Genomic DNA, 25,444 nt, shown 5'->3' on the forward strand with positions numbered 1-25,444 from the left:
ATGTTGAAGAAACAAACAGTGTGGCTATTGACGATGCTGAGCTTGCTGATCGTATTGAGTGTCTATTATATGACTTCTCCGAATGGGGATGAACTAGCTTTTATCAACGATAATGCAGAGGAAAATGGGACAAGCACGACTGCTGGTGATTCAAAAGACACAAAAGACTCAGGAGAGTCTGGTGATGCTGGTTCCGATGAAGAAGGCGAAGCAGATGTAACGACTGAACCGGCCGATGTCGATGAACTATTTGCCAGCATCCGGATGCAGACGACAGATCAGCGCAGCGAAGCAAAAACCAGACTTGAAGAGATTGTTGCAAGCTCATCAACGAGCACCGAAGAAAAAAATGAAGCAGTCAATCAAATTGAACTGATGGAGCAATTCGCATCAAAAGAGTCCATCCTGGAGGAATCCATCATTGCAGAGAAAGGTTATGAGGAAGTGCTCGTCCGGGCTGAAGAAGGACATGTACAAATAACAGTGAAAACAGATAAAATGACAGCACAAGAAGCAAACAGCATCATGCAGATGGCTTCCGATGAATTCGCCGGTGCCAATGTCGATGTCAAATACATTCCGCAGAAATAAAGAGTGAAGAGGCTGGGACAAAAGTGTTTTAGCTAAATGAAAACCCGAACTATTGACGTGAATCTTGAACCAAAGATACGCGTAAGTTCGGGTTTTTTGACGTTAATCTATACCAGCGTAGGCAGAATGCGGAGACTCTAACGGGAACAGCGCAAGCTGAAGACCCCGCAGTGTTGATCTTTCCACGAGGAGGCTGAGGCCGTGCCCGTGGAAAGCGGAGTATTCTGCCGAAGCGGCAGCAATGTTCGCTTTTAAGCAATGGTATTTTAGTTATGTCTCAGCTTGTTTTTCTTTTTGCAGAGGTGTTTAGTACGATTTTGTTTCAAGTGGTGGTATGCTAGGGGATGATTAGCAACAGGCTATACATATGCAGGGAGAAGGCGCGAAGCAGTGAAGACAGTATTCAGTTATCTTAAACCTTATTGGCTTGTCATCGTCACTTCTTTGATTTTTATCCTGATGGAACTTTCCGTGGAACTATTGCAGCCATTCCTTTTACAAAAGCTGATCGATGATGGTATTGCAACTGGCGATAACAGACTTGTGATGGAGATTGGGCTGGGTATGGTGACTATCGCGATAATCGGCTTCGGAGCTGGAATCATCAACATATTTTTTGCCGACCACCTCGGTCAGAGTGTCGGAAAAGAGCTGCGCGATCACATGTTTGAGCGGCTGCAGCAAGCAGATTTGCAGGATATCCAGCGATTTGGTACGAGCACGCTTCTAACCCGGCTTACAAATGATGTCAACCAGATACAGCTGACGCTTGTCATGTTCTTCCGGTTCATGATCAGAGCCCCTTTCCTGATCATCGGCGGAACAGTCATGGCTTTTGTCGTACATGCGAAAATAGCGCTTATTTTATTGGTTGTGATCCCGATTCTTTTGTTTGTCCTCCGTATCATCATGAAGCGAAGCATCCGTTATTTCGGTATTGTGCAGCGGAGTGTGGACAAGGTGAATCATGTGATGCGGGAAAACCTTGTGGGACTGCGTCTGATCAGGATTTTCGTCAGGGAAGAGCACGAACGGAAGCGATTTGAAAATACAAGCAATGAACTGCGGCAAAATATGCTTCGGGCATTCCGATATACAGAGTTGTCGGTGCCGCTGCTCACTTTGGTGATGAATATCGCCATTCTGGCTATTCTTTATGTTGGCGGGGTCCAGCAGCAAACGAATGTCGGGGATATAGTAGCAATCGTGAACTATGCCACCAGGATCACCGGGGCATTGAGCGTCGTCGGAATGCTGATAACTTTTTATGCCAGGGCAAAAGCGTCCAGTGAACGGATCAGCGATGTCCTTGCATTGGATACTTTGGCGGATGACGGGCATGGGACTTCTGAGATTTTTCGCGGTCGTATCGACATGGATCACGTGACTTTCCGATATCCAAATGGCAAGGTGCCGGTGATTGAAGATTTCACGATTCAAATCAAACCTGGCGAACGGGTCGCCATACTAGGTGAAACAGGCTCCGGAAAATCGACCTTGTTACATCTGATGATTGGTTTGTATGATCCGGACGATGGGCAAGTGATGGCAGACGGCATACCGCTGCCGGATTTGGATGATAAATCCTTCAGAAAACAAATCGGTTTCGTTTCCCAGGAGGTACAGCTGTTTTCCGGGACGATTCGGGAAAATATTTCTTGGGGAGTCCCAGACGCCACTGATGAAGCTATTACCCGGGCTGCAAAGGATGCGCAGATTTACGACACGATTGCCAAACTGCCTGACAAGTTTGCTACAAGGCTCGGCCAGAATGGCATCAACCTCTCCGGAGGACAGAAGCAGCGGCTGACAATTGCAAGAGCTTTGCTGATGGAACCCTCGCTATTGCTGATGGATGATAGCACGAGTGCACTGGATCTGCAGACAGAACGCAAACTATTAGAGGCTCTCAAACAATATGAGTGTACGACTGTGCTGGTGACACAAAAGCTTAGCACGGCCATGCAATGCGATCGGATCCTGATTGTGGAGGATGGGAAACGAACAGCGTATGGTACAGCGGAAGAACTTTTGGAACAATCAGCGTTATTCCGTGCAATCCAGGCTTCGCAGCTGCAAAGGGGGGCTACATCATGAAAAAGCTATCCGCAGCATTCCGTTACAAACGGCCGGAGTATTCGGCAAGTTCCCGCAAACAAAAATCTAATGTTGATAACCCAACAGAGACACTACTAAGAATCTGGCGTTATATGCTTCTGGAAAAAAGGCTGCTTTTCAGCACGTTTGGCATGATAGTTGTCAGCTCTTTACTGGCGTTGATCGGTCCGGTCATTCTTGGTCATATCGTTGACCGTTTTGTCAGTGGGGATTTTACGGCAGGGGATTTGCTAAGGCTGCTGGGCTGGCTGGTGCTCATTTATACTGCTGTTGCCGTGATGACATTTTTACAAGGGTATTGGATGATCACGATTTCCCAGACTGCAGTGTACGCGATCAGGAAGGATCTGTTTAGGCATCTGCAACAATTAAAGCTTGCCTTCTTTGATAAACGGCAGCATGGGGAATTGATGAGTCGGATGACCAATGATGTCGATAATATCTCGACGACGCTGAATACGTCCATGGTCCAGATCGTCTCCAGTATCATCACATTCATCGGCATACTGGCAGTCATGTTGATGCTGAGTCCGATACTGACGATCATTACGCTGCTAGTGGTGCCGGTCATGTTCATCGGGATCAAATGGATCACCAACCGTACTCGTCACGCCTTCCGGATACAGCAGCAAGCTGTCAGCAGCGTGAATGGTTTTGCAGAGGAGAGCATTTCCGGTCAAGCTGTCATCAAAGCCTACGCCCAGGAAAGCAAAGTGGTCGGTGTGTTCCGTGACAAGACAAGGCAGCTGCAGCAAGCGGGTTTTTGGGCTCAAACATTCTCCGGGTTCATTCCGAAGTGGATGAATATGCTGAATAACATCAGCTTTGCAGTCATTGCCGGTGTCGGCGCGCTTTTGATTGGATTTGGCGGGGCAGGTATTACAGTCGGAACGATCGTTATCTTCCTGGAATATTCGAGGCAGTTCACACGTCCGCTGAACGACTTGGCAAACCAATTCAATTCATTGTATTCGGCTCTTGCCGGTGCAGAAAGAGTTTTTGGGATCCTTGATGAGCAGGAAGAACACGAAAACATGGCGAAACAAACAGTATCACAACTTCAAGGAGATATTCACTTTGCTAATGTGACATTTGCTTATGAAGAAGAACCGGCTTTGAAGGACATCAGCTTCTCTGTCCGACCGGGACAAACAGCGGCATTTGTCGGTCCTACCGGTTCCGGTAAAACAACGATCATGAATCTGATTGCTGGATTTTATCAGCCGGATGACGGTCAGATCATGATAGATGGAAAGCCGCTTTCTGAGCTCGATTCAGACAGCTACCGAAATCGGATCGGGGTCGTTTTACAGCAAGATTTCCTATTCAAGGGAACAATTATGGAAAATATCCGCTATGGCAGATTGGATGCCACGGATGAACAAGTATTCGAGGCTGCCAAAGCGGCCAATGCCCATCGGTTCATCACTCGGCTGCCGGACGGATATGGAACGTTAATCGGTCAGGATGGCGGTGGACTCAGCCATGGGCAGCGTCAGCTGCTTTCCATCGCCAAAGCACTGCTGCGGGATCCGGACATCCTTTTGCTGGATGAAGCTACTTCCAGTATCGATACGATAACGGAATATAGGATACAGCAAGCGATGCAGGTATTGATGAAGGGACGCACGAGTATCGTGGTGGCGCATCGCCTCAATACAATCGAGCAGGCTGATAATATTTTTGTATTGCAGGATGGTAAACTAATCGAACAAGGGAACCATCAAGAGCTTATGAAGCAAAAGGGCTTTTATTCAGCACTTCAAAACGAAAAAAAGAACCACGTTTCCTCCAGTTGAAGCCTTGCTGAATCGTTAGGTGTTGCGATTTTTATTGCATTTGCGTAAAATATGTTAGGGATAATCATGTATGAATGATCATGCAGGACCATTGTAAAGGAGTGCCAATATGCTTAAATTAGAAGAATTGAAAGAACTTATTACCTTAATTGACCAATCTTCGATAGATGAATTCGATTATGAAACAGAAGGGGAAAAAGTCTCCCTTCGCAAAAAGAATGAGATTGTACAAGTGGCAGCTGCCCCAGCACCTATCCAGCCGGCAGCAAGCGCTCCGCAAGCTCCTGCAGCTGCAGCCCAGCCGGAACCGGCAGCACAAGCTCCAGAAGCTACTGCAAAGAATTACGATCATGAAATCACTTCACTAATGGTCGGAACGTTCTATAGCAAACCGAATCCAGATTCCGATGTATTCGTCAAAGTAGGCGATCGAGTAGAAAAAGACACGGTCGTGTGCATCGTGGAAGCGATGAAATTATTCAATGAAATCACTGCAGATGTATCTGGTGAAATCGTCGAAGTGCTTGTGGATAACGGAGAGCTTGTTGAATACGGACAACCTCTGTTCAGAGTGAAAGCTAACTAAGGGGTTGACTCGTTGTGATTAAGAAATTATTGATTGCCAACCGAGGAGAGATTGCTGTCCGGATTATCCGTGCCTGTAAGGAAATGGGCATTGAGACAGTGGCTATCTATTCGGAGGCTGATAAAGAAGCATTGCATGTCCAGCTGGCGGATGAAGCATATTGTGTCGGTCCGGCAGCAAGTAAAGAAAGTTACTTGAATTTTTCCAATATCATCAGTGTGGCAACATTGACTGGTGTCGATGCCATCCATCCCGGTTATGGGTTCCTGGCGGAGAATCCTGATTTCGCAGAGCTGTGCGCCGAGTGTAACATCACGTTCGTCGGCCCAAGCGCTTATGCCATCAATAAAATGGGAACAAAGGATGTTGCGCGTGAAACGATGCGTGAAGCCGGAGTTCCAGTCGTACCGGGATCCAACGGTATCGTGGCAGATGCAGAAGAAGGCAAACAAGTTGCCCAAGAGATCGGTTATCCGGTCATTATCAAAGCAACTGCCGGCGGCGGTGGTAAAGGTATCCGCATAGCCCGCACCGAAGAAGAACTCGTAAAAGGAATCAGTGTCACCCAACAGGAAGCAGCTACCGCTTTTGGAAACCCTGGTGTCTACTTGGAGAAATACATAGAAGATTTCCGTCATGTGGAGATCCAGGTGCTTGCTGATAACCATGGTAATGCCATTCACCTTGGTGAACGTGATTGTACGGTACAGCGTCGTATGCAGAAGCTGATCGAAGAATCCCCTTCGCCTGCGGTTACACCTGATATCCGCGAAAAAATGGGAGAAGCAGCTGTGAAAGCGGCGCTTGCTGTTGATTATTCCGGAGCAGGTACGATCGAATTCATCTTTGACCGGAAAGATCACACTTTCTATTTCATGGAGATGAATACGCGTATCCAGGTGGAACATCCGGTAACAGAGCTTGTGACTGGAGTGGATTTGATCAAGGAACAGATTCACATCGCCAACAACGAAGCTTTGCGTTATGCACAAGAGGACATCACTTTCGAGGGATGGGCGATCGAGTGCCGGATCAATGCAGAGAATCCGTTCAAAAACTTCATGCCTTCACCAGGTAAAATTGATCTTTACCTTGCTCCTGGCGGTTACGGTGTCCGTGTCGATGGAGCAGCTTATCCGGGCTATAGCATCCCGCCATTCTATGACAGTATGGTTGCGAAGCTGATTGCATATGGTAAAACACGTGAGGAAGCTGTTGCCCGGATGAAACGGGCATTGGGTGAATTCGTCATTGAAGGTGTTCATACAACAATTCCGTTCCATGCTCGAATGATGGAGCATCCGGTATTTGTGGAAGGGGATTTCAATACGAACTTCCTTGAGAACTACACAATCATGGAGTAAAAAACCTAAAGGATGTGAGATCTTTGCAAGAGCAATCTTTCGTATCGATCGGTCATAAAGGCGAGCTCGGCAATGTCATGCTATCACCTGCTGTCATTGAGGTGATAGCAGGTATTGCAGCGAGTGAAGTGAAAGGTGTCACGTCGATGCGCGGCGGGTTTGCTACTGGTGTCGCAGAGAGGCTGGGCAAGAAAGCACATGGGAAAGGTATCAAAGTCGAACTTACGGAGCAAGGAGTCGCCATTGACGTCTATGTGACTGCACGAGCCGATTGCAGGATGCCTGATGTGGCCAAAGACATCCAGCAGCACATCCGACAGGCTTTGCAGACAATGACAGCTCTAGCGACAAAAGAGATCAATGTCCATATTGTAGGTATACAACTCGATCAAAAAGCGGACACTGTCGAATAGACTGTATGCGCTGGAAAAGACCTTGGCTGGTTCGCCCCGAGGTCTTTTCTTTTGTTCAATGATAGATTTAAGCCTATATATCATGTTATGATTTGGTGAGATGAGTTAAAAGGAGATAGAATATGAAACGACGTACGGCACGGGAAACTGCCTTCCAAGTCCTCTTTCAGATGGACATGAACGATATCCAGCCACAAGAGGCTGTGGAAAATGTATTAGGAGAGCCGCTTGAAAATGCTTTTTTGGCAAGCCTAATCAACGGAGTATTGGAGCATAAAGACGCAATCGATGCAAAAATTGCCGATCACTTGGAGAATTGGTCATTCGATCGGCTTGCAAGCGTGGAGAAGACGGCATTGCGTATTGCTGTATATGAGCTGCTTTATCACACGGATGTACCCCAAGGCGTGGTCATCAATGAAGCGATTGAGATATCCAATTTGTTCGGGGATGAAAAATCCGGGAAATTTGTCAACGGCGTACTATCAAGAATAATCAAAAACTAAGGGAGCGGATGAGCATGACAGCAGAATTGATCTATGGGAAAGAACTTGCGGCAACGATTCGGAAAGAACTGAAACAAGAAGCAGCAGCACTGAAAGAACAAGATATTCTGCCTCATCTGACCGTTGTTTTGGTCGGAGACGATCCTGCCTCCAGGTCTTATGTAAAAGGAAAAGAGAAGGCATCTGCAGAAATCGGTATCAGCTCTGAGCTGATCGAGCTGCCAAGCTCGACGACGCAGACCGAACTACTGGATCTTATCCAGCGTTTGAACCTGGATAAGGCTGTGAACGGTATCCTAGTTCAATTACCACTTCCTTCACATATCGATGAACAAGCGGTCATCAACAGCATCAATCCCGAAAAGGATGTTGATGGTTTTCATCCTGCCAATGTAGGGAAAATGATGCTCGGGGAAGATACATATTATCCATGCACACCTTATGGAATCATTCAGATGCTCAAGTCGAAAAATGTCGAAATTGCTGGCAAGACGGCTGTCATCGTCGGTCGAAGCAATATTGTCGGTAAGCCTATCGGTCAACTTTTACTTAACGAGCATGCGACTGTCATCCATACACACTCCCGCACACCGGACCTTAGAAGCTTCACTAAGCAAGCTGACATCCTCGTTGTAGCTGTCGGCCGGGAGCAGATGATCAAGGCTGACGATATAAAAGACGGCGCCATTGTCATTGATGTCGGTGTCAATCGGAATGCAGAAGGCAAGCTGACCGGAGATGTCGACTTCGAACATGCGAAAGAAGTTGCTTCGATTATTACCCCAGTGCCTGGAGGCGTGGGACCGATGACGATCACGATGCTGATGCTTAATACGATCAAAGCAGCAAGGCGCCAAGCAGCGGCTGTATAAGGAGTTTTGTTAGCATGAGCGAAGACCGTTATTTGACCGTTACTGCCCTGACCCGATACATGAAGCGGAGGCTTGAAACGGACAAGCATTTAAAGGATATCTGGCTCAGGGCGGAGATATCCAACTTCAAGCATCACAGCCGCGGTCATATGTACATGACATTGAAGGATGACGGGGCAAGGATTCAGTCCGTCATGTTTGCCGGCCAAAATAAAGGTCTGAAATTTGTCCCAGAGAATGGTATGACCGTTCTTATTCGCGGTGAAATTGGTTTGTATGAGCCGCAGGGGCAATATCAGCTTTACATCAAGCAGATGGAGCCGGATGGTGTGGGGGCGCTTTATCAAGCCTATGAACAGCTGAAAGAGAAGCTGGAAAAAGAAGGTTTGTTTTCGCCTGAACATAAAAAACCGCTTCCTGCTTACCCTGAGCATATCGGCGTCATTACATCCCCGACAGGAGCTGCTATTCGAGATATCTTGACGACGATCAAGCGGCGCTATCCGATTGTCAAAGTGACGGTGCTGCCGGTTTCTGTTCAAGGTGAACGCTCTGCTCCGTCACTCGTCCATGCTCTTTCTTATGCGGAAGAGCATGATTTCGATGTACTCATCATTGGACGGGGTGGCGGCTCGATCGAAGAGCTTTGGAGTTTTAACGAAGAAATCGTCGCACGGGCGATTCACCGGGTAAGTGTACCAGTCATCTCGGCTGTTGGACACGAAACCGACTTCACGATCAGTGATTTTGTGGCCGATGTCAGAGCGGCTACCCCGACAGGTGCGGCCGAATTGGCTGTTCCGGCCCAGGAAGAGCTGCAGCACCGTTTGGCGCAGCTGAGAAACAGGATGCAATACGTTATCAGTCAGTCGTATCGACAGGAAGCGAACAGATTGGCCAAGCTGAGGGGTTCATATGCTTTCCGCTATCCGGAACAGCTTTTAAGGCAGAAGGAAATAGAGCTAGACAAGCTTTCCGACCGGCTGGCCAGGGCAGGGACGACGGCTGTTTCGACAAGGAGACAGCATTTTACGACACTGGTAAACCGTCTTGCACTCGTACATCCGGGCAAGCAGGTCCAAAATTACGGCCAGCAGCTGGCTGTCTTGCAAAACAGACTGCAGCAGGCAATGGTAAAAAGACATGAAAGAGAGCAGCAGAAATTCTTTCATCAAATCAATAAGCTTTCTTTGTTGAATCCATTGGAGACGATGAAACGGGGATATAGTATCTCCTATAAACAGGAAACCCTTTTAAAGAGCATAAATCAGGTTACAGAAGGCGACGATGTGCAAATCCATCTTGCAGATGGCACGATAGATTGTATCGTTAAGGAAGTGAAGGAGGATACGAATGGCTGAAGAGAAAAAGCAAAGCTTTGAGGAAGCGATGCAGCAGCTGGAGGAGATTGTGAGCAAGCTCGAGCAAGGTGATGTACCGCTTGAACAGGCGATCGGTTATTACCAGGAAGGTATGAAGCTCTCCAAGATTTGCGGCGATAAACTCGAACAAGTCGAGAAGCAAATGGTGGAAATCGTGAATAATGCCGGCGAAACCGAGCCATTCACCGTACAGGAGGAAGACTGAGTGAGTGAATCGTTGCAGGATTATTTGAAGACAGGGCAGTACCGCTTGAACGAATATATCATGGAATTACTTGAAAAGGACAAGATGCTTCCCGATACATTAGCGGAATCCGTCATGTACAGTATGCGGGCTGGAGGAAAGCGGCTCCGCCCGATTCTGATGCTGGCAGCATTCGAATCTTTTGGCGGACAAGGTGAGAAAGTCCTGCCAGTGGCAGCTGCACTTGAAATGGTACACACATACTCATTGATTCATGATGATTTGCCGGCAATGGACGATGACGATTACCGGCGCGGACAGCTGACGAATCACAAGAAGTTCGGGGAGGCTACAGCCATTCTGGCAGGTGATGCCCTCCTGACAAGAAGCTTCTCTGTCATCGGACAAGCGAGTGAGATTCGGCCGGATGAAAAGGTATACCTTATGTCCTATCTGTCGGAAGCAGCTGGTGCAACCGGCATGATCGCCGGTCAAGCGCTTGATATGGAAGCGGAAGACAAAGAAAGTACGTTGTATGAATTAGAGCAAATACATAATCTGAAAACGGGCAAGTTATTAACATATGCAATCGTTGCCGGTGCCTTTTTGGCTGGAGTCAAACCAGAAACACTGGAACTGATGAAGCGGTTCGGTACATATATCGGCCTGATCTTCCAAATACAGGATGATATTTTGGACGTGACTGGTGATGAGTCTGTACTCGGCAAACCGGTGGGCAGTGATGAGGTAAACAATAAAAGTACGTATCCGAAACTGCTTGGGTTAAACGGAGCAAAAGCACAAATGGAGAAATACGTGGATCTTGCCCACCAATGCCTGGAACAAGCGGATATCAAGTCTTCCAGACTGCATGAACTGACTGTCTATCTGAGCACAAGGACAAGCTGACCGTTATTGATTGTAAGCTTGTGGCCAACTGTGATATATTGCTACTAGGAATATAGGACAGGACTGATACGTACGAACATAGAAAACGCCGTTATCACATATGTGCTAGCGGCTATTTTTAAATAGGCTCCTGCACGGCCGAAAGTGCAGAAATTGTCTGAAATTGATGTAGGTGAGATGAAAACAGGGTATATGCCTACAGGAATGATTTCTTCGTCCGGCGCAGAAATGTACCTATTTATACTATGCTGTCAGGCTGATCAGGCCGGTGACAAAAGGGGAAGGTAATATGGATTTAACAGCAATTAAGAATCCGGCATTCTTGAAGGAAATGTCCAATGAGGAGCTTGGTGAGCTTGCAGCTTCCATCCGGACGTTCCTGATCGAAAAGCTGTCCATCACAGGAGGACACCTTGGAGCAAATCTTGGTGTTGTGGAACTCACACTTGCTTTGCATAAAGCATACAACAGTCCGCAGGATAAATTCATTTGGGATGTGGGGCATCAGGCATATATCCATAAGATATTGACTGGCAGAACAGCTGACTTCGATACACTGCGGCAATACAAAGGAATGTGCGGCTTCCCGAAAAGAATCGAAAGCAAGCATGACGTATGGGAAACTGGACATAGTTCCACTTCGCTTTCGGCTGCAATGGGAATGGCCACGGCAAGGGATATGATGGATGAGGATTACGAGGTAGTACCGATCATCGGTGATGGTGCGCTTACTGGCGGAATGGCCTTGGAAGCACTGAACAACATCGGTGATGAAAAAAAGAACATCACCGTCATCCTCAACGATAATGAGATGTCGATAGCGAATAATGTCGGTGCCCTGCATCATGTACTTGGCAGAATGCGCAGTGCCGGTAAGTACAAGCGTGCAAAGGACGAAATGGAAACGCTGCTCAAAAAAATCCCTGCTGTGGGCGGCAAACTGGCTAACGCTGCGGAGCGGATGAAAGATAGCATGAAGTATTTCATGGTTCCTGGTATGTTTTTTGAGGAGTTGGGATTCACGTATTTCGGACCAGTCGATGGACATAACTTCCAGGACTTGGAGGAAGCGATAAGCTACGCCAAAAAGACAAAAGGACCGAAAATCATTCATGTTGTCACCCGGAAAGGGAAAGGATATCAACCTGCCGAAACAGATAAGACAGACAATTGGCATGGTGTCGGACCATATAAAATCGAATCCGGAGAAAAGATCAAAAGCGCTGCTACTGCACCTGCATGGAGCAAAGTGATCAGTGAAGCGGTATTGGAAAAAGCACGTACAGATAAACGGATTGCAGTGATCACACCGGCTATGATCCTAGGGTCGAAGCTGGATAATTTCAAAAAGGAAATGCCGGATCGCCTGTTTGATGTCGGCATAGCGGAGCAGCATGCTGCCACAATGGCTGCTGGCATGGCGACTCAAGGTGTAAAACCTTTCCTCGCCATTTATTCCACTTTCCTACAGCGGGCTTATGATCAACTGCTTCATGATATAGCAAGACAAAATCTTAACGTCTTTGTCGGAATTGACCGGGCTGGTTTCGTCGGTGCTGATGGGGAGACGCATCAAGGAGTGTATGATATTTCATTTCTGCGGGCGATGCCGAATTTCACTATCATGATGCCAAAAGATGAAAATGAAGCGCAGCATATGGTGCATACCGCCTTGGCACATGAAGAAGGGCCAATCGCTTTACGGTATCCGCGCGGTAATGCACTTGGTGTAGCGGTTGATGATGCAACGCATGCATTGCCAATCGGCAGCTGGGAAGTGCTGAAAGAAGGAACGGATGCTGTCATCCTGACATTCGGGACAACCATCCCGCTTGCTTTGGATGCAAGTGAGTCGCTGGAAGCAGATGGGATTTCTGTTCGTGTAGTGAACGCGCGATTCATCAAACCAATGGACGAATCAATGCTGCATGGTATTTTTGGCTCGGCGTTACCGATTTTGACTATTGAAGAAGCAGTCTTAAAAGGCGGCTTCGGCAGCGGTGTGATGGAATTCGCCGAAGAGAATGGCTATGATGCCTCTTCTGTCAGACGGATGGGTGTGCCTGATTATTTCGTAGAGCATGGCAGTGTACCGGAACAGATGGAGGAAGTTGGATTGACGAAGGAAAATACAATCGACAAACTCCGACAAATAGTACGAATGAATGAACAGCAAAGGGCTTGAGTGAATGGCAAAAGTGAGATTGGATGTTCTCCTCGTCGAGAGGGGATTAATTGAAACAAGGGAAAAAGCAAAACGGACCATCATGGCCGGCCTCGTATACGCTGGCCCGGATCGTCTTGATAAACCAGGTATGAAGGTCGATGATACAGCAGAACTTACTGTCAAAGGCAAAGTCATCCCTTACGTAGGACGAGGCGGCCTCAAACTGGAGAAGGCCTTGGACCATTTTGGTATTGATGTCAGGGAGCGGACAATGGTTGATATCGGTTCCTCGACAGGCGGTTTTACCGATTGTGCCTTGCAGCGTGGTGCTGCACGCAGCTATGCCATCGACGTCGGTTACAATCAGCTTGACTGGAAACTTCGCAATGATCCGCGCGTTGTGGTCATGGAAAGGACAAATTTCCGTTATGTCACACCGGATATGCTGACGGAAGGACTGCCCGATTTTGCATCGATTGATGTATCGTTCATATCCTTGCGTTTGATTTTACCTGCACTGAAAGACATTCTCGCTTCCGAAAGTGATGTGGTGGCGCTCATTAAACCGCAATTCGAAGCAGGACGGGAACAAGTCGGTAAAAAAGGAATCGTACGTGACCGGAAAGTCCACATGGAAGTATTGGAAGACACCTTGAAATTCAGTGAATCACTTGGTTTTCAGTTTGTTGGGCTGACTTTTTCGCCAATAACCGGAGGGGATGGCAATATCGAATTTCTGGCTCACTTGGCTTGGGGGAAAGATACTGCAAGTGATTTCCCTGATACAGAGGCGATCAAATCAGTCGTCGACGATGCGCATTTGCAATTAGCTGCGAAAAAGAGCGTGTCTGAAGAAGTGATGGAGGAAGACAATGAGTAAAATTCAACGGCATATCAAAATTCGCGAATTGATTACTAATAACGATATCGAAACACAGGATGAATTGGTCGACCACTTGAAGGACCTGGGATTCAATGTGACCCAGGCAACCGTTTCCCGTGACATCAAGGAATTGCATCTTGTCAAGGTCCCGACATTGGAGGGAACTTATAAGTACAGCTTGCCTGCGGATAACCGATTCAATCCACTCGAAAAACTGAAGCGACTCATCATGGATGTATTTGTCAGCATCGATACGACAAGCCATTTCATTGTCCTTAAAACGCTTCCAGGTAATGGGAATGCGTTGGCCGTCCTATTGGACAACTTAGATTGGGATGAAATTCTCGGTACAATCAGCGGAGATGACACGATATTGATTATTTGCCGTACAGAAGCTGATACAGAATTAATCAAAGACAAACTGCTGTCCATGCTGTAAACGGAAGTGAAATGAGGGGATACAATGCTTACAGAGCTTTCGATAAAGGATTTTGCGATTATCGACCACATACGAATCCATTTTAAGGAAGGGCTTACTGTGCTGACTGGAGAAACAGGCGCAGGTAAGTCCATTGTCATTGATGCTGTCCAGCTGCTTAGCGGCGGAAGAGGATCAATTGAATTTATCCGCCATGGGCAGAAGAAAGCCGAATTGGAAGGACTCTTCATCGTTGATGCATCTGATCATCCGATTTATGCCGTAGGGGAACAATTCGGTGTCGATATCGATGATGGGATGATTGTGCTGGAGAGGACAATGACAACTAGCGGAAAAAGCATTTGCCGCGTCAATGGCAAGCTGGTGACTTTGGCGATTTTGCGTGAATTCGGTAAAACATTGATAGATATCCATACCCAGCATGAAACCCAATCGTTGATGGATGCGGATAAGCATATCGAGTTGCTTGATTTGTACGATGCAGATGCAATCGGTAAAGCAAAAGATGCTTACACACTTCAATTCAAAGAACTTCAAAAATTGAAGAAACGCTATAAAGAATGGAATACGAATGAACAGGAGATGGCACAGCGTCTTGACCTGCTTCAATTTCAATACAATGAATTGAAAGAAGCGGCGCTTCAGCCGGGTGAGGACGAACAGCTTACAGAAGAACGGACCAAGCTGATGAACTTCGAGCGGATATATCAATCGCTTCATGATGCTTATAATGCCCTTTACGGTGAGCAAAAAGGCTTGGACTGGGTTGGGCATGCTTTAGCCAGCCTTGAATCGGCGAGTTCCTATGATGATGATATTCAAAAACATCATCAAATGATCAGCGAGCAATATTACTTGCTGGAGGATCTTACTTTCCAATTGAGCAGCCAGCTGGATTCGCTCTCGTATGATCCAGAACGCTTGAATGAAATTGAAATGCGATTGAACGAAATAAACCGATTGAAGAAGAAATATGGGCAATCGGTCGAAGAGATTTTGGAATATGCTGCGAGCATCGAGGATGAAATCGATCGGATTCAGAATCGTGATTCCCATATACATCAGCTGGAGCAGCAAATTGCGGAACTCAGTGAAGACACTTTGCTGGAAGCAAGGCAACTACACGATTTACGTGTACAAGCAGCTATTCAGCTGACGGATGCGATTCATGAGGAACTGAAGGATCTTTATTTGGAGAAAGCTCGTTTCCATGTTGACGTGCAGCATAAAGTAGGTAGTCCTGGTGATCCTGAACTGGATGGGAGACCTATTCAATTGACAGCGGAAGGGTTTGACTCCATTGTCTTCCATATATCAACAAACCCCGGAGAACCTTTGAAAGAGCTGCACAAAGTTGCATCAGGAGGGGAATTATCCCGTATCATGTTGGCCCTGAAGCGTATATTCTCACGTCATCAAGGTGTGACGAGTGTCATTTTCGATGAGGTGGATACAGGTGTCAGCGGTCGAGTTGCCCAGGCGATAGGAGAGAAAATTTACGGTATCTCTGTAGGTTCTCAAGTATTGTGCATCACGCATCTGCCGCAAGTAGCATCGATGGCCGATACGCATCTGCTGATTGAAAAGCATGTGGAAAACAACAGTACGCATACTTCTGTGACGGAGCTTGCTCAGGACGCGGCAGTCGAGGAAATCAGCAGGATGATGACCGGAACGGTGCTTACCGAAAAGACAAAAGAGCATGCGAAGGAACTCATCACGCTTGCCGGCCAATACAAACAATCATGATCCTGCCTGATGCGGCAGGATTTTTCGTTTATACATAGGAAAAGATAGGCGCTTTTTCTGATGTTTTCTGGGTTTAAAATGTTCCTGTGAAAGTCAAACTAGAAGTACATAAACAAGCATGAACTGCTGTGGGGTAGGACTTCTAGGAGATGAGAAAATGAAGAAAAGGATAGCAGCATTACGCATCGCCATTGGTCTTTGCCTGCTTGCGTTGTTAGTAGCGGCGCCATTGACCCAACCTGTACAGTCCTTTCTGAGCATACCCAAAACATTGACCTTGTTTTCAAATAACGATCCTTCCGATGCTCTTCCGGTTTTTGGTGATGGCAAAGCGGTCGAAGCACTAGATCAAGAAGCTTTCCGCGGCCAGTCTGGTGGTAAGCAAGACCTGGTCTATACGGTAGGCAGCATACCTGTCAAAAAGGTCGCTGTAAACGTCCTTCCGGATATTCGTATCATCCCAGGGGGCCATTCGGTTGGGGTGAAGCTCCATACACTCGGTGTTCTCGTTGTCGGCCATCATCAAGTGCGGACTGCACAAGAAACCGTATCACCTGGTGAAGATGCGGCCATTTATACCGGAGACATCCTTTTGGAAATCGATGAGCAGGAAATACACAATATGGAAGAAGTAGCTCCGCTGATCGAGAAAGCCGGAAAGGCAGGAAAACCTATCAGCATCAAAGTGAAACGCGGCAGTCAGACATTGACAACCGAATTGAACCCAGCTCTTGATGATAAGGATAAACAATATCGGATGGGTCTTTATATCCGGGATTCAGCCGCTGGTATCGGGACGATGACCTTCTATGATCCACAATCGAAAAATTATGGTGCTTTGGGACATGTCATTTCGGATATGGATACACAAAAGCCAATCGAGATACATGATGGAACAATCGTCAGATCCAATGTAACGAGCATCCAAAAAGGAAACAATGGCAAGCCAGGGGAAAAACTCGCTGAATTCAGCATGAATCGCAATCATATCGGAACCATAACGAAAAATAGCCCTTTTGGTATTTTTGGCAAATTGGACAGTGATATGCGTCAAAACGAAGAAGCAAAAGCACTGCCAATTGCATTAAGCGAGGAAGTGAAGAAAGGACCAGCAATCATCCGAACGGTTGTGGATGGAGAAAAAATTGAAGAATTCGATGTGGAAATCGTCAATAGTGTACCGCAGGATCACCCAGCAACAAAGGGGATGATCATCAAGGTGACCGACAAGCGTCTGCTTGCTAAAACCGGCGGGATCGTCCAAGGAATGAGCGGAAGTCCGATCATCCAGGATGGTAAACTAATCGGTGCCGTAACACATGTATTCGTTAATGATCCGACATCTGGCTATGGCGTGCATATTGAATGGATGCTGCAGGAAGCAGGTATCGACATTTATAAAACCGATAAGAAAGCTAGCTGAAAAAGGCAATTCCTGTTCGTTTACGAATAGGATTGTCTTTTTCTTTTTCAAGTCATACGGTATACTGTAAAGACAAGAAACATCTGTTCGGAGCAAGCCTCGTCGCATACTGTCGAATGATGGGCAGAGTTTCATCCATTTGAATTAAAAGCGAGGTTTTTTTCAATTTGGCAGGAATTGACCTTGATGTGTCGAAACTATAACGTGGAATCATAAGGGATATTAAGGGAGGAAGCTGGGAATGGAAAAGATAAAAGCAGTTTTGGTCGATGACAATCGAGAGCTAGTGCAGCTTATGGAGGAATATTTCGAAGACCAATCCGATATAGAAGTAATTGGAACGGCTTATAATGGAAAAGATTGTTTAGATATGCTGGAAGATCTCCAGCCGTCCTCGACATCATCATGCCGCATGTCGATGGTCTGGCCGTTCTTCGCACATTACGGGAAAGAACGTCCGCCCCGATGCCGCATGTGATTATGCTGACAGCCTTCGGTCAGGAAGAAGTCACCAAGAAGGCAGTCGACCTCGGCGCTGCTTACTTTATCCTTAAGCCTTTCGATTTGGAGAACCTGGCAGCACAAATCCGTCAAGTAAGCGGTCATGGCGGAAATTATGAAGCAAGTCCAATCCGCGTCACAAAAGAGAAAAAACGGGATAAGAAGCCGAATCTGGAAGCAAGCATCACAAATATCATCCACGAAATTGGTGTGCCTGCACATATCAAAGGCTATATGTACCTGCGTGAGGCAATCACGATGGTTTACAATGATATTGACCTGCTCGGATCGATCACCAAAGTGCTTTATCCGGACATCGCCAAAACATATAATACAACTGCTTCCCGCGTGGAAAGGGCAATCCGCCATGCAATCGAAGTAGCATGGAACCGCGGCAACATGGATTCCATCTCCTCTCTGTTCGGATACACTGTGAGCATCTCGAAAGCAAAGCCGACAAATTCAGAATTCATTGCAATGGTGGCAGATCGCCTGCGACTTGAACACCGTGCGTCCTAAGCCCGGTATCATGCGATTTTTGCGTTAAACTCTGCGGGAATAAGCCGATAAACTCTTATCGGAAATGTATAAATATATATTCGGAAATGTATGAGCGCTCTAATTTATCGGGTCTGTCCGGTGAAGGGGGCGTTTTTTGTATGGACATTTTTTTAATCGAATTGGACCGCTATATGATCGAATGTCAGAGCCGTGGATTATCGAATAAGACGATGAGTAGTTACGATCAAACCTTGCGATTATTCCATCGATATTTAATCGAGCAGCAAGACGTAAACAATCCGGCGAAAGTAAAGCGGGATCATATTACGGAGTATTTTATCTATATACGACAGAGGGGAAAGTACGGTGCATTTTCTAACGATATGTCGGCTCGGCAAAATAGACCGCATAATCGTTCGGATTTTGGTAGGGAAGTTAGTGAAACAACACTTGCTAATTATCAACGCAACATCAATGCGTTTTTCAATTATCTTTACCGAAATAAAATCATCAAGAAAAATCCCTGCGAAGGTATAGAGAAAATTCGGCCAGTGCGAAAGGTAAAATCGCTGCTTACCGAAAATGAACTGAAGCTATTCTTTACTACGTTCGATGTTTCGCGATTCCATGAATACCGGAACTGGATCATTGCGCGGCTCATTTTAGACACCGGCGCCAGGATCGGAGAATTATTGGAGACGTTACCTACCGATATAGATATAAGAAACGGAGCAATGCTCCTCCGAATGACAAAAAGCGGAAAAGAGAGGATTGTTTATTTTTCTCAGAAGATGGGCCGAGAACTGAAGTCATGGTTGGAGTATAAGGACCGATATTCCGATAGCCCCCACGTATTTCCATCGACCAGAGGCAAGAAGATGGACGTCAGAAATATAGAGACTGCCTTTAAGAAGCATTCGAGGATGGTTGGGTTAGATGTTCAGCCTCACCAACTCCGGAATAATTTTGCGAAATATTACTTGGTAAACGGACGAGAATTAGCTGAGGCAAGGCGTCGATAATTCCTATTTTTCCCGGTCGGACTTGTATTAATGTGGGTTAGTAAGAAATGGAATACGATTATTAGATCAGTCGTCACAGCAGTCATTATATTGCTTGCTATAATTGGTTTTGCTACGAGTCCGGATACCTTAAAGTCGGCTAGTACGGAAGAAGTAAAGAGTGATGAAAAGGCGGAGCCGGTGGCTGGGGTAGATAAGAAAGAAGACAAAGCTGCTGAAAAGCAGAAGAAAGCAGAAGCAAAGGCTGCGGAAGAAGAAGCTGCGAAGGAGAAGGAAGAAGCGGAGAAAAAAGCTAAAGAGGAAGAGCAGGCAGCTAAAGAGAAGGCTGAGAAAGAAAAAGCCGAAAAGGCAGAAGCTAAGAAGAAAGCTGAACCTTCTCTCGAGGAGACTATTTTTTTATGCGATGATGTTGCGGAAGATGGCGGAGGATGCCGGGTGTGCGGCGAGGGTTATCACGTTATAAACATTGCGACGTCGCAAGGTAAGGTCAGGTATTGCCGAAATAGGGTTGCGGGGTTACGGATAGATATATATATTACACAGTAATATCGCCGAACAACGGAATATACCAAACTAGCGTGGACAACGCGGAATAACAACGTTCGGAATATTCCGGCGGACTATTCACCCTCGGACACGCGGCGGAATAGCGAACAGCATAGAGAACAGAATATACTTCGGAATAGTCTTCAGAGTAGAATTACTGCTTGCCTCAGAGAAAGCGAGCATAATTGTAACAGTACAAACATAAAAATAATATTTCGGAAATAAACGGAAACACCTTGCAACTTCGTTAATTTCGCAATAAAGCCCATAAACTTGTACGGATAGACCGATAAACTACCGGTCATACAAGCCGATAAATTTATACATAAACTCCCGACAAATGTACCGGTAAATGTACCGGAAACAGCTTCATACCAACGCTTTGAACCGTCGGATACACTGTGAGCATCTCGAAAGCAAAGCCGACAAATTCAGAATTCATTGCAATGGTGGCAGATCGCCTGCGACTTGAACACCGTGCCAGTTGATGCTGATTTAGGTCGATCTTAACTATAATTAGACCGCCATTAAAATATGTTTAAAGGTCTTAACGCTTCTGTTATCGGATTGCCGATTTAGGGAGCGTTTTTGTTTTGGGAAAATATCTTATCTGCATGGTTGACTATCAGCTGTTAAAAGGGTATAAAATAAGTTCATCGTCTTAGAGAGGAAGATAAGTACGAATAACGATCATTACCGTTCCTTACCGCCTCCCTGATTTTATCCATTTATATTAGTTAAAAATAAATTTTCAGGGAGTTATATGAAATGATTACTGCATTGATAGGAATTTTAATTGGGACAGGGTTGTCCATTCAAACAGCTGTGAATTCGCAATTGAGAAAGTTTGTTATCTCCCCTTACTTGGCTTCGATGATTTCATTTGTGATTGGTGCTCTCTTTTTGACTGTTATTTCCTTGGTGATCGGTTCACCACTGGGTTTATCCTGGGAGTTAATGGTACATGAGCCCATTTGGATTTGGCTTGGGGGAGTACTCGGTGTCATTTTCCTTACTGTCAATATTTTGTTATTTCCTAAGCTGGGAAGTGTGCAGACTGCCATCATGCCCATTCTCGGTCAAATCATCATGGGAATGCTGATTGATAATTTCGGATGGTTCCATTCCAGGAGAGAAGCCTTTGATGGTTATCGATTAATTGGGATATGTTTGGTGTTGGTGGGGGTATTTTTTGCAATTGCGATACAGGAAGTAAGGCACAGACAGGAAAAAAGCAGTGAAAACAACTTTAATTTATGGATTTGGCGTCTTATCGGCATCGTGTCTGGTATGTTGATGTCGACACAAGTAGCAATCAATGGGCAGCTTGGTGTGGTGCTGGATTCCTCCATACAAGCAGCTTTTGTTTCCTTTTTCGTTGGGGCGATTACCTTGATCATTGTAGTCGGCTTAAAGGAGCGCTCATTTGTCAAAGTCAGCAATCCAATTAAACAAAAAGCTTCTTGGTGGGTTTGGTTCGGCGGATTTTTGGGAGCGGCATATGTATTGATTAACATTTACTTAGTTGGACAAGTCGGCACAGGACAAACGGTTGTACTGGTTCTGTTTGGCCAGATAGCGGGAAGCTTGCTTATCCAGCGTTTTGGATGGATGGGTGCTCAAAAAACGCTGATTGACTGGATACAAGTCGTTGGACTGTTCTTGATTTTGGCGGGTGTAATTTTAATAAGAATGTTTTAATCATATGGTATGCCGGTAATGCCCGGATTTGGATAATTAAGCATTGCTTCAATCAGAGGAATGACCTGTAATCAAAAACCTGTACCATCAGTAAATCGATGGTGCAGGTTTTATAATTGAAATGAGTTTATCATAATAAAATTATGTAAACTAAAGGACATCTTAAGATATGGCCAAAAAACAAAATAAATAGAAGTAAATAAACACAATCAAAACTAATTAGTGTATAATTCAGTCATAAAGTTCTATGTAAGCGCTTTTAAAAGGTGAGTTGTTATTATGTAGCGTTTGAAAAGTACAGGAGGGGAAGAACAATGGCGGCAAAACAAGGGAGTTTGAAGGCGACCATCACGGTGGCAATGTCCAATTATCTAGAGGCGGGTTCAATTGTTGCCGGTGCTGGCGGTTTGACATTATGGATGGAGTATTTGCATCTCAATGATGCCAAGCTTGGTCTGCTTGGTGCGTTGAGTGCCAATGGTTTTGGCTCGGCGATTGGTGCGTTTCTTGGTGGTATTCTGGTGGACAAGTTCGGCAGGAAATTCATCTATAAATATGACCTGCTTGTATACATGCTGGGAATTCTGCTCATCACATTTGCGTTCAATTTCCCGATGCTCTTAATTGGGTATGTTGTAACGGGCATTGCAGTTGGTGCAGCAATACCTGCTGCTTGGACTTACATAGCCGAAGAGGCTCCGAAGGGGGAGAGGGCTGCTCGTGTCGGCTGGGGGCAGTTTGCTTGGTCGATCGGACCGGCAATCACGCTGTTTCTGTCCGTATTACTGGCTCCTTTAGGTTTGCTTGGCAGTCGCATCATTTTTGCCCAGCTCTTCGTTGTCGCACTGATTACGTGGATACTGCAGCAGCAGATCAATGAATCGACTATTTGGACCGAGGAAAAAGAGAAAAGCCGTAAATTTTCAGGTTCACAAGATGTGTCCTGGAAGCAGCTGTTTACTGTGAAAGCGAATCTAAAGGCAATCGTACTGCTAGTCGGAATCTATGTATTCTGGAATCTAGTCGCGGGAGTGATGGGCTATTTCATGCCTTATATTTACGAAACAGTCGGAGGTTTATCTGCATCGCAGGCAAATTTACTGCAAGGCTTCCTTTGGACATTGACTGTGGCAGGTACGTATTTCGTCTTCATTAAGCTTGGTGACCGGGTGAATCGCAAGCTTCTATATGGAATTGGCGCAGCTATGGGAATCGCTGCTTGGCTAGTTCTTACGTTTGGCGGAATGGGAATGTTTGAATTGTTCACCTTTGTCGTCCTGTGGGGGATTGCTGCTGGTTTTGGCGCTCAGGCTTTCTATGGTTTATGGGCCGGGGAGTTATTCCATACACGTTATCGGGCCAAGGCACAAGGGTTTATTTTTGCCCTGGCGCGGATAGCTGTCGGATTGATTTCGCTCGTTGTTCCGGTGATGATCAGTTCGCTGGGTTTCCAGACGGCAGGTTTGATCATGATAGGATTCCTTCTCATCGCTGCTGTAGTTGGCCTGGTTATGGCTCCTGAAACTCGAGGCAAGTCACTGGAAGAGATACAGGAAGAGCGTTATGGAACCGTGCCGGAAAATACTCGTGAAGCAAGAAAATAACAAAACAAAAATAAACAAATAAAAATAAAGATAAATACACAAAAGTAAGGTAGTTTGTTATATAATGAGTGTAGATTTTGAAAGCGCTTCATCAAATGTAAAAGGAGTGTTAGAATTGGTACAGAATAAATGGAATGAATCAGATGCGAAGCAGTTTGAAGGACTAGAGGAGCTGGTATATCGCTCCAATTTGATCGGAAGCGACCGTTCTGTGTGTAACTGGGGCGGCGGTAATACGTCGATGAAAACGACGGTGGAGGACTTTCGAGGACGTCCGGTGGAAGTGATGTATGTCAAAGGCAGCGGTTCTGATTTGGCAACGATGGGAGCACATAACTTCACTGGTTTGCGGATGGAAGATATTCGTCCGCTGATCGAGAAGGAGTCTATGACTGATGAAGAGATGGTTGCCTACTTGGGTAAATGCATGATTGATGCCAGCCACCCTCGCGCTTCAATTGAAACATTGCTGCATGCATTCCTTCCATTCAAACATGTCGATCATACACATCCCGACAGCATCATCAGTCTGTGCTGTGCGGATAATGGACAGGAAATCGCCAAGGAGATTTTCGGGGACCGATTTGTTTGGGTGCCTTATATCCGTCCAGGATTCACACTTTCCAAGATGATTGCGGAAGCAGTGGCTGCGAATCCGCATGCTGAGCTTGTATTGATGGAAAAGCACGGGCTGGTTGTTTGGGGAGATACAGCACAGGAGAGCTATGATCGGACGATTGCCGTCATCAATGAAGCGGAGGACTATATCAGCCGACAACAGTCTGAAACAAAAGCCTTCGGCGGAGCAAAGGTTTCTGCTTTGGATAAAGAAGAACGTGAAAAGCTGATCACGAAGGTGATGCCAGCCATAAGGGGAGCGGTGAGCGGAGAGAAGAAAATGATCCTGAGTTTCGATGACAGTGATGATGTGCTGGAATTCGTGAATAGTGAACAGGCGCAGCAGCTGAGCCAGGTAGGTGCAGCTTGTCCGGATCATCTTGTACATACAAAGCGGACGCCTTTGTACATTGCATTTGATCCGTCTACTGACAATGCGGAGGATCTGTCACGGAAAGTGGCAGAAGGTATCCAAAACTTCGCTGAAGATTACGAAGATTATTTTAACCGTCTTGCATCCGAGGGGGATGTGATGTTCGAACCTGTGCCTAGAGTGGTTCTCATTCCTGGTGTCGGAATGGTCACAACAGGAAAAGACAAAAAAGCTGCTGATATCAGTGCTGCATTGTATCATCGTGCCATTGCGGTCATGAAGGGAGCAACTGCACTAGGTGACTTCGTGTCATTGTCTGAAGGAGAATCGTTCCAAGTGGAATATTGGCCATTGGAGCTGTATAAGCTGTCCTTGGCTCCACCAGAGGCAAGATTCAGCCGCTCGGTTGTTCTTGTCACAGGCGGTGCAGGCGGTATCGGCAGTGCGACATTGCGTGTATTCCTTGAAGGAGGCGCTCATGCTGTCGTGACAGACATCAATATCGAAGGAGCCCAAAAGGTTGCCAGGGAACTTAATGAAACATACGGTGCAGGCCGTGCGCTTGCCGTCAAAATGGACGTAACCGATGAAGCGGCAATCGCTGAAGCATTCGAAACAGCTGTACGGCAGTATGGAGGAGTCGACCATATAGTCAATAACGCAGGACTTGCCACAAGCAGTCCTTTTGATGAAACGACATTAAAAGAATGGCAGCTTAATATGGATGTATTGGGAACAGGCTATTTCCTCGTTGCCCGGGAAGCCTTCCGCTTGATGAAGCAGCAAGGAATCGGGGGCAGCATGGTATTTGTCGGCTCGAAAAACTCTGTTTATGCCGGAAAGAATGCAGCGGCTTACAGCGCAGTCAAAGCAATGGAAATGCATTTGGCCAGGTGTATCGCTGCAGAAGGCGGCAGCTATGGTATTCGGGTAAACGGTGTTCTGCCTGATGCCGTGCTGCAAGGATCAGCGATTTGGGGCTCCAAATGGCGTGAGGAAAGAGCAGCTGCGTATAATATTTCGCCTGATGAGCTGGAGGAGCATTATCGCAAACGTACAACACTAGGTGTCAATATTTTCCCAAGTGATATTGCAGAATCGATTGCATTCTTCGCCTCGGATGCAGCGGCGAAGACAACTGGCTGCATGATCACGGTTGATGGCGGCGTACCAGCTGCCTTCACAAGATAGGG

At 46.3% G+C, this 25,444-nt stretch carries 21 protein-coding genes and 2 pseudogenes; all 23 read left to right on the top strand.

Translation table 11 applies throughout. The annotated features are described in order from the left end of the window. Window positions 1-591 carry a SpoIIIAH-like family protein gene (locus BLQ53_RS16935; protein WP_093728501.1) on the top strand — a complete coding sequence of 197 codons (591 nt, stop codon included), beginning with the start codon at window positions 1-3 and terminating at the stop codon, window positions 589-591. Window positions 592-981: 390 nt separating this feature from the next. Next, window positions 982-2,688: an ABC transporter ATP-binding protein gene (locus BLQ53_RS16940; RefSeq protein WP_093728502.1), complete on the top strand. Its 1,707-nt coding sequence runs from the start codon at window positions 982-984 to the stop codon at window positions 2,686-2,688. Beyond that, window positions 2,685-4,508, top strand: a complete 1,824-nt coding sequence (locus tag BLQ53_RS16945) for an ABC transporter ATP-binding protein (RefSeq protein WP_244499386.1) — start codon at window positions 2,685-2,687, stop codon at window positions 4,506-4,508. Before BLQ53_RS16940 ends, BLQ53_RS16945 begins: the two co-directional genes overlap by 4 nt. A 109-nt stretch (window positions 4,509-4,617) precedes the next feature. Beyond that, window positions 4,618-5,094 (top strand): acetyl-CoA carboxylase biotin carboxyl carrier protein, encoded by a 477-nt coding sequence (accB, locus tag BLQ53_RS16950; RefSeq protein ID WP_093728503.1) that lies wholly within the window; start codon window positions 4,618-4,620, stop codon window positions 5,092-5,094. 14 nt (window positions 5,095-5,108) lie between these two features. Then, complete coding sequence (gene accC, locus BLQ53_RS16955) at window positions 5,109-6,458, top strand: acetyl-CoA carboxylase biotin carboxylase subunit (RefSeq protein WP_093728504.1); 1,350 nt, start codon at window positions 5,109-5,111, stop codon at window positions 6,456-6,458. Between the two features lie 23 nt (window positions 6,459-6,481). Further along, window positions 6,482-6,871: an Asp23/Gls24 family envelope stress response protein gene (locus BLQ53_RS16960; protein WP_170829754.1), complete on the top strand. Its 390-nt coding sequence runs from the start codon at window positions 6,482-6,484 to the stop codon at window positions 6,869-6,871. Window positions 6,872-6,993: 122 nt separating this feature from the next. Continuing rightward, on the top strand, window positions 6,994-7,377 hold the full coding sequence (nusB, locus tag BLQ53_RS16965; RefSeq protein WP_093728505.1) for a transcription antitermination factor NusB: 384 nt from the start codon (window positions 6,994-6,996) through the stop codon (window positions 7,375-7,377). 14 nt (window positions 7,378-7,391) lie between these two features. Continuing rightward, on the top strand, window positions 7,392-8,249 hold the full coding sequence (gene folD, locus BLQ53_RS16970; protein WP_093728506.1) for a bifunctional methylenetetrahydrofolate dehydrogenase/methenyltetrahydrofolate cyclohydrolase FolD: 858 nt from the start codon (window positions 7,392-7,394) through the stop codon (window positions 8,247-8,249). A gap of 14 nt (window positions 8,250-8,263) precedes the next feature. After that, the gene (gene xseA, locus BLQ53_RS16975; protein WP_093728507.1) at window positions 8,264-9,610 is read left to right on the top strand and encodes an exodeoxyribonuclease VII large subunit; all 1,347 of its coding nucleotides are present in this window, start codon (window positions 8,264-8,266) and stop codon (window positions 9,608-9,610) included. Further along, window positions 9,603-9,836 carry an exodeoxyribonuclease VII small subunit gene (locus tag BLQ53_RS16980; RefSeq protein WP_093728508.1) on the top strand — a complete coding sequence of 78 codons (234 nt, stop codon included), beginning with the start codon at window positions 9,603-9,605 and terminating at the stop codon, window positions 9,834-9,836. The genes xseA and BLQ53_RS16980 overlap by 8 nt, the downstream gene beginning before the upstream one ends. Continuing rightward, entirely contained in the window at window positions 9,837-10,724 is an 888-nt protein-coding gene (locus BLQ53_RS16985) for a polyprenyl synthetase family protein (protein ID WP_244499387.1), read from the top strand. 289 nt (window positions 10,725-11,013) lie between these two features. After that, window positions 11,014-12,909 (top strand): 1-deoxy-D-xylulose-5-phosphate synthase, encoded by a 1,896-nt coding sequence (gene dxs / locus BLQ53_RS16990; RefSeq protein ID WP_093728509.1) that lies wholly within the window; start codon window positions 11,014-11,016, stop codon window positions 12,907-12,909. Window positions 12,910-12,913: 4 nt separating this feature from the next. Next, entirely contained in the window at window positions 12,914-13,771 is an 858-nt protein-coding gene (locus tag BLQ53_RS16995; protein WP_093728510.1) for a TlyA family RNA methyltransferase, read from the top strand. Beyond that, on the top strand, window positions 13,764-14,213 hold the full coding sequence (gene ahrC / locus BLQ53_RS17000; protein WP_093728511.1) for a transcriptional regulator AhrC/ArgR: 450 nt from the start codon (window positions 13,764-13,766) through the stop codon (window positions 14,211-14,213). The genes BLQ53_RS16995 and ahrC overlap by 8 nt, the downstream gene beginning before the upstream one ends. Window positions 14,214-14,237: 24 nt before the next feature. After that, entirely contained in the window at window positions 14,238-15,962 is a 1,725-nt protein-coding gene (recN, locus tag BLQ53_RS17005) for a DNA repair protein RecN (protein WP_093728512.1), read from the top strand. A 157-nt stretch (window positions 15,963-16,119) separates the two neighbouring features. After that, a complete protein-coding gene (gene spoIVB, locus BLQ53_RS17010; RefSeq protein ID WP_093728513.1) occupies window positions 16,120-17,385 on the top strand; it encodes a SpoIVB peptidase in 1,266 nt (421 codons plus the stop codon). 241 nt (window positions 17,386-17,626) lie between these two features. Then, window positions 17,627-18,405: pseudogene (spo0A, locus tag BLQ53_RS17015) on the top strand (sporulation transcription factor Spo0A). A 140-nt stretch (window positions 18,406-18,545) separates the two neighbouring features. Next, on the top strand, window positions 18,546-19,409 hold the full coding sequence (locus BLQ53_RS17020) for a tyrosine-type recombinase/integrase (protein WP_170829755.1): 864 nt from the start codon (window positions 18,546-18,548) through the stop codon (window positions 19,407-19,409). Between the two features lie 30 nt (window positions 19,410-19,439). Continuing rightward, window positions 19,440-19,955 carry a hypothetical protein gene (locus tag BLQ53_RS17025; protein ID WP_093728515.1) on the top strand — a complete coding sequence of 172 codons (516 nt, stop codon included), beginning with the start codon at window positions 19,440-19,442 and terminating at the stop codon, window positions 19,953-19,955. 392 nt (window positions 19,956-20,347) lie between these two features. After that, window positions 20,348-20,443 (top strand): annotated as a pseudogene (locus BLQ53_RS18785) (sporulation transcription factor Spo0A); the annotation flags it as partial. A gap of 280 nt (window positions 20,444-20,723) precedes the next feature. Beyond that, complete coding sequence (locus BLQ53_RS17030) at window positions 20,724-21,656, top strand: DMT family transporter (protein WP_093728516.1); 933 nt, start codon at window positions 20,724-20,726, stop codon at window positions 21,654-21,656. Window positions 21,657-21,970: 314 nt separating this feature from the next. Next, window positions 21,971-23,260, top strand: coding sequence for an MFS transporter (locus BLQ53_RS17035; protein ID WP_093728517.1), 1,290 nt, complete (start codon window positions 21,971-21,973; stop codon window positions 23,258-23,260). Window positions 23,261-23,375: 115 nt separating this feature from the next. Beyond that, complete coding sequence (locus tag BLQ53_RS17040) at window positions 23,376-25,442, top strand: bifunctional aldolase/short-chain dehydrogenase (RefSeq protein WP_093728518.1); 2,067 nt, start codon at window positions 23,376-23,378, stop codon at window positions 25,440-25,442. Window positions 25,443-25,444 lie beyond the last annotated feature (2 nt).

The organism is Terribacillus halophilus, assembly GCF_900101385.1.
In the GTDB taxonomy this organism is placed as follows: domain Bacteria; phylum Bacillota; class Bacilli; order Bacillales; family Amphibacillaceae; genus Terribacillus; species Terribacillus halophilus.

Excerpts from the sequence above, each read along its gene's own strand:
- BLQ53_RS16935 (WP_093728501.1), top strand. The coding sequence starts at position 1 with ATGTTGAAGAAACAAACAGTGTGGCTATTGACGATGCTGAGCTTGCTG.
- BLQ53_RS16945 (WP_244499386.1), top strand. The coding sequence starts at position 2,685 with ATGAAAAAGCTATCCGCAGCATTCCGTTACAAACGGCCGGAGTATTCG.
- accB (WP_093728503.1), top strand. The coding sequence starts at position 4,618 with ATGCTTAAATTAGAAGAATTGAAAGAACTTATTACCTTAATTGACCAA.
- nusB (WP_093728505.1), top strand. The coding sequence starts at position 6,994 with ATGAAACGACGTACGGCACGGGAAACTGCCTTCCAAGTCCTCTTTCAG.
- folD (WP_093728506.1), top strand. The coding sequence starts at position 7,392 with ATGACAGCAGAATTGATCTATGGGAAAGAACTTGCGGCAACGATTCGG.
- xseA (WP_093728507.1), top strand. The coding sequence starts at position 8,264 with ATGAGCGAAGACCGTTATTTGACCGTTACTGCCCTGACCCGATACATG.
- BLQ53_RS16980 (WP_093728508.1), top strand. The coding sequence starts at position 9,603 with ATGGCTGAAGAGAAAAAGCAAAGCTTTGAGGAAGCGATGCAGCAGCTG.
- dxs (WP_093728509.1), top strand. The coding sequence starts at position 11,014 with ATGGATTTAACAGCAATTAAGAATCCGGCATTCTTGAAGGAAATGTCC.
- BLQ53_RS16995 (WP_093728510.1), top strand. The coding sequence starts at position 12,914 with ATGGCAAAAGTGAGATTGGATGTTCTCCTCGTCGAGAGGGGATTAATT.
- ahrC (WP_093728511.1), top strand. The coding sequence starts at position 13,764 with ATGAGTAAAATTCAACGGCATATCAAAATTCGCGAATTGATTACTAAT.
- recN (WP_093728512.1), top strand. The coding sequence starts at position 14,238 with ATGCTTACAGAGCTTTCGATAAAGGATTTTGCGATTATCGACCACATA.
- spoIVB (WP_093728513.1), top strand. The coding sequence starts at position 16,120 with ATGAAGAAAAGGATAGCAGCATTACGCATCGCCATTGGTCTTTGCCTG.
- BLQ53_RS17020 (WP_170829755.1), top strand. The coding sequence starts at position 18,546 with ATGGACATTTTTTTAATCGAATTGGACCGCTATATGATCGAATGTCAG.
- BLQ53_RS17025 (WP_093728515.1), top strand. The coding sequence starts at position 19,440 with ATGTGGGTTAGTAAGAAATGGAATACGATTATTAGATCAGTCGTCACA.
- BLQ53_RS17030 (WP_093728516.1), top strand. The coding sequence starts at position 20,724 with ATGATTACTGCATTGATAGGAATTTTAATTGGGACAGGGTTGTCCATT.
- BLQ53_RS17035 (WP_093728517.1), top strand. The coding sequence starts at position 21,971 with ATGGCGGCAAAACAAGGGAGTTTGAAGGCGACCATCACGGTGGCAATG.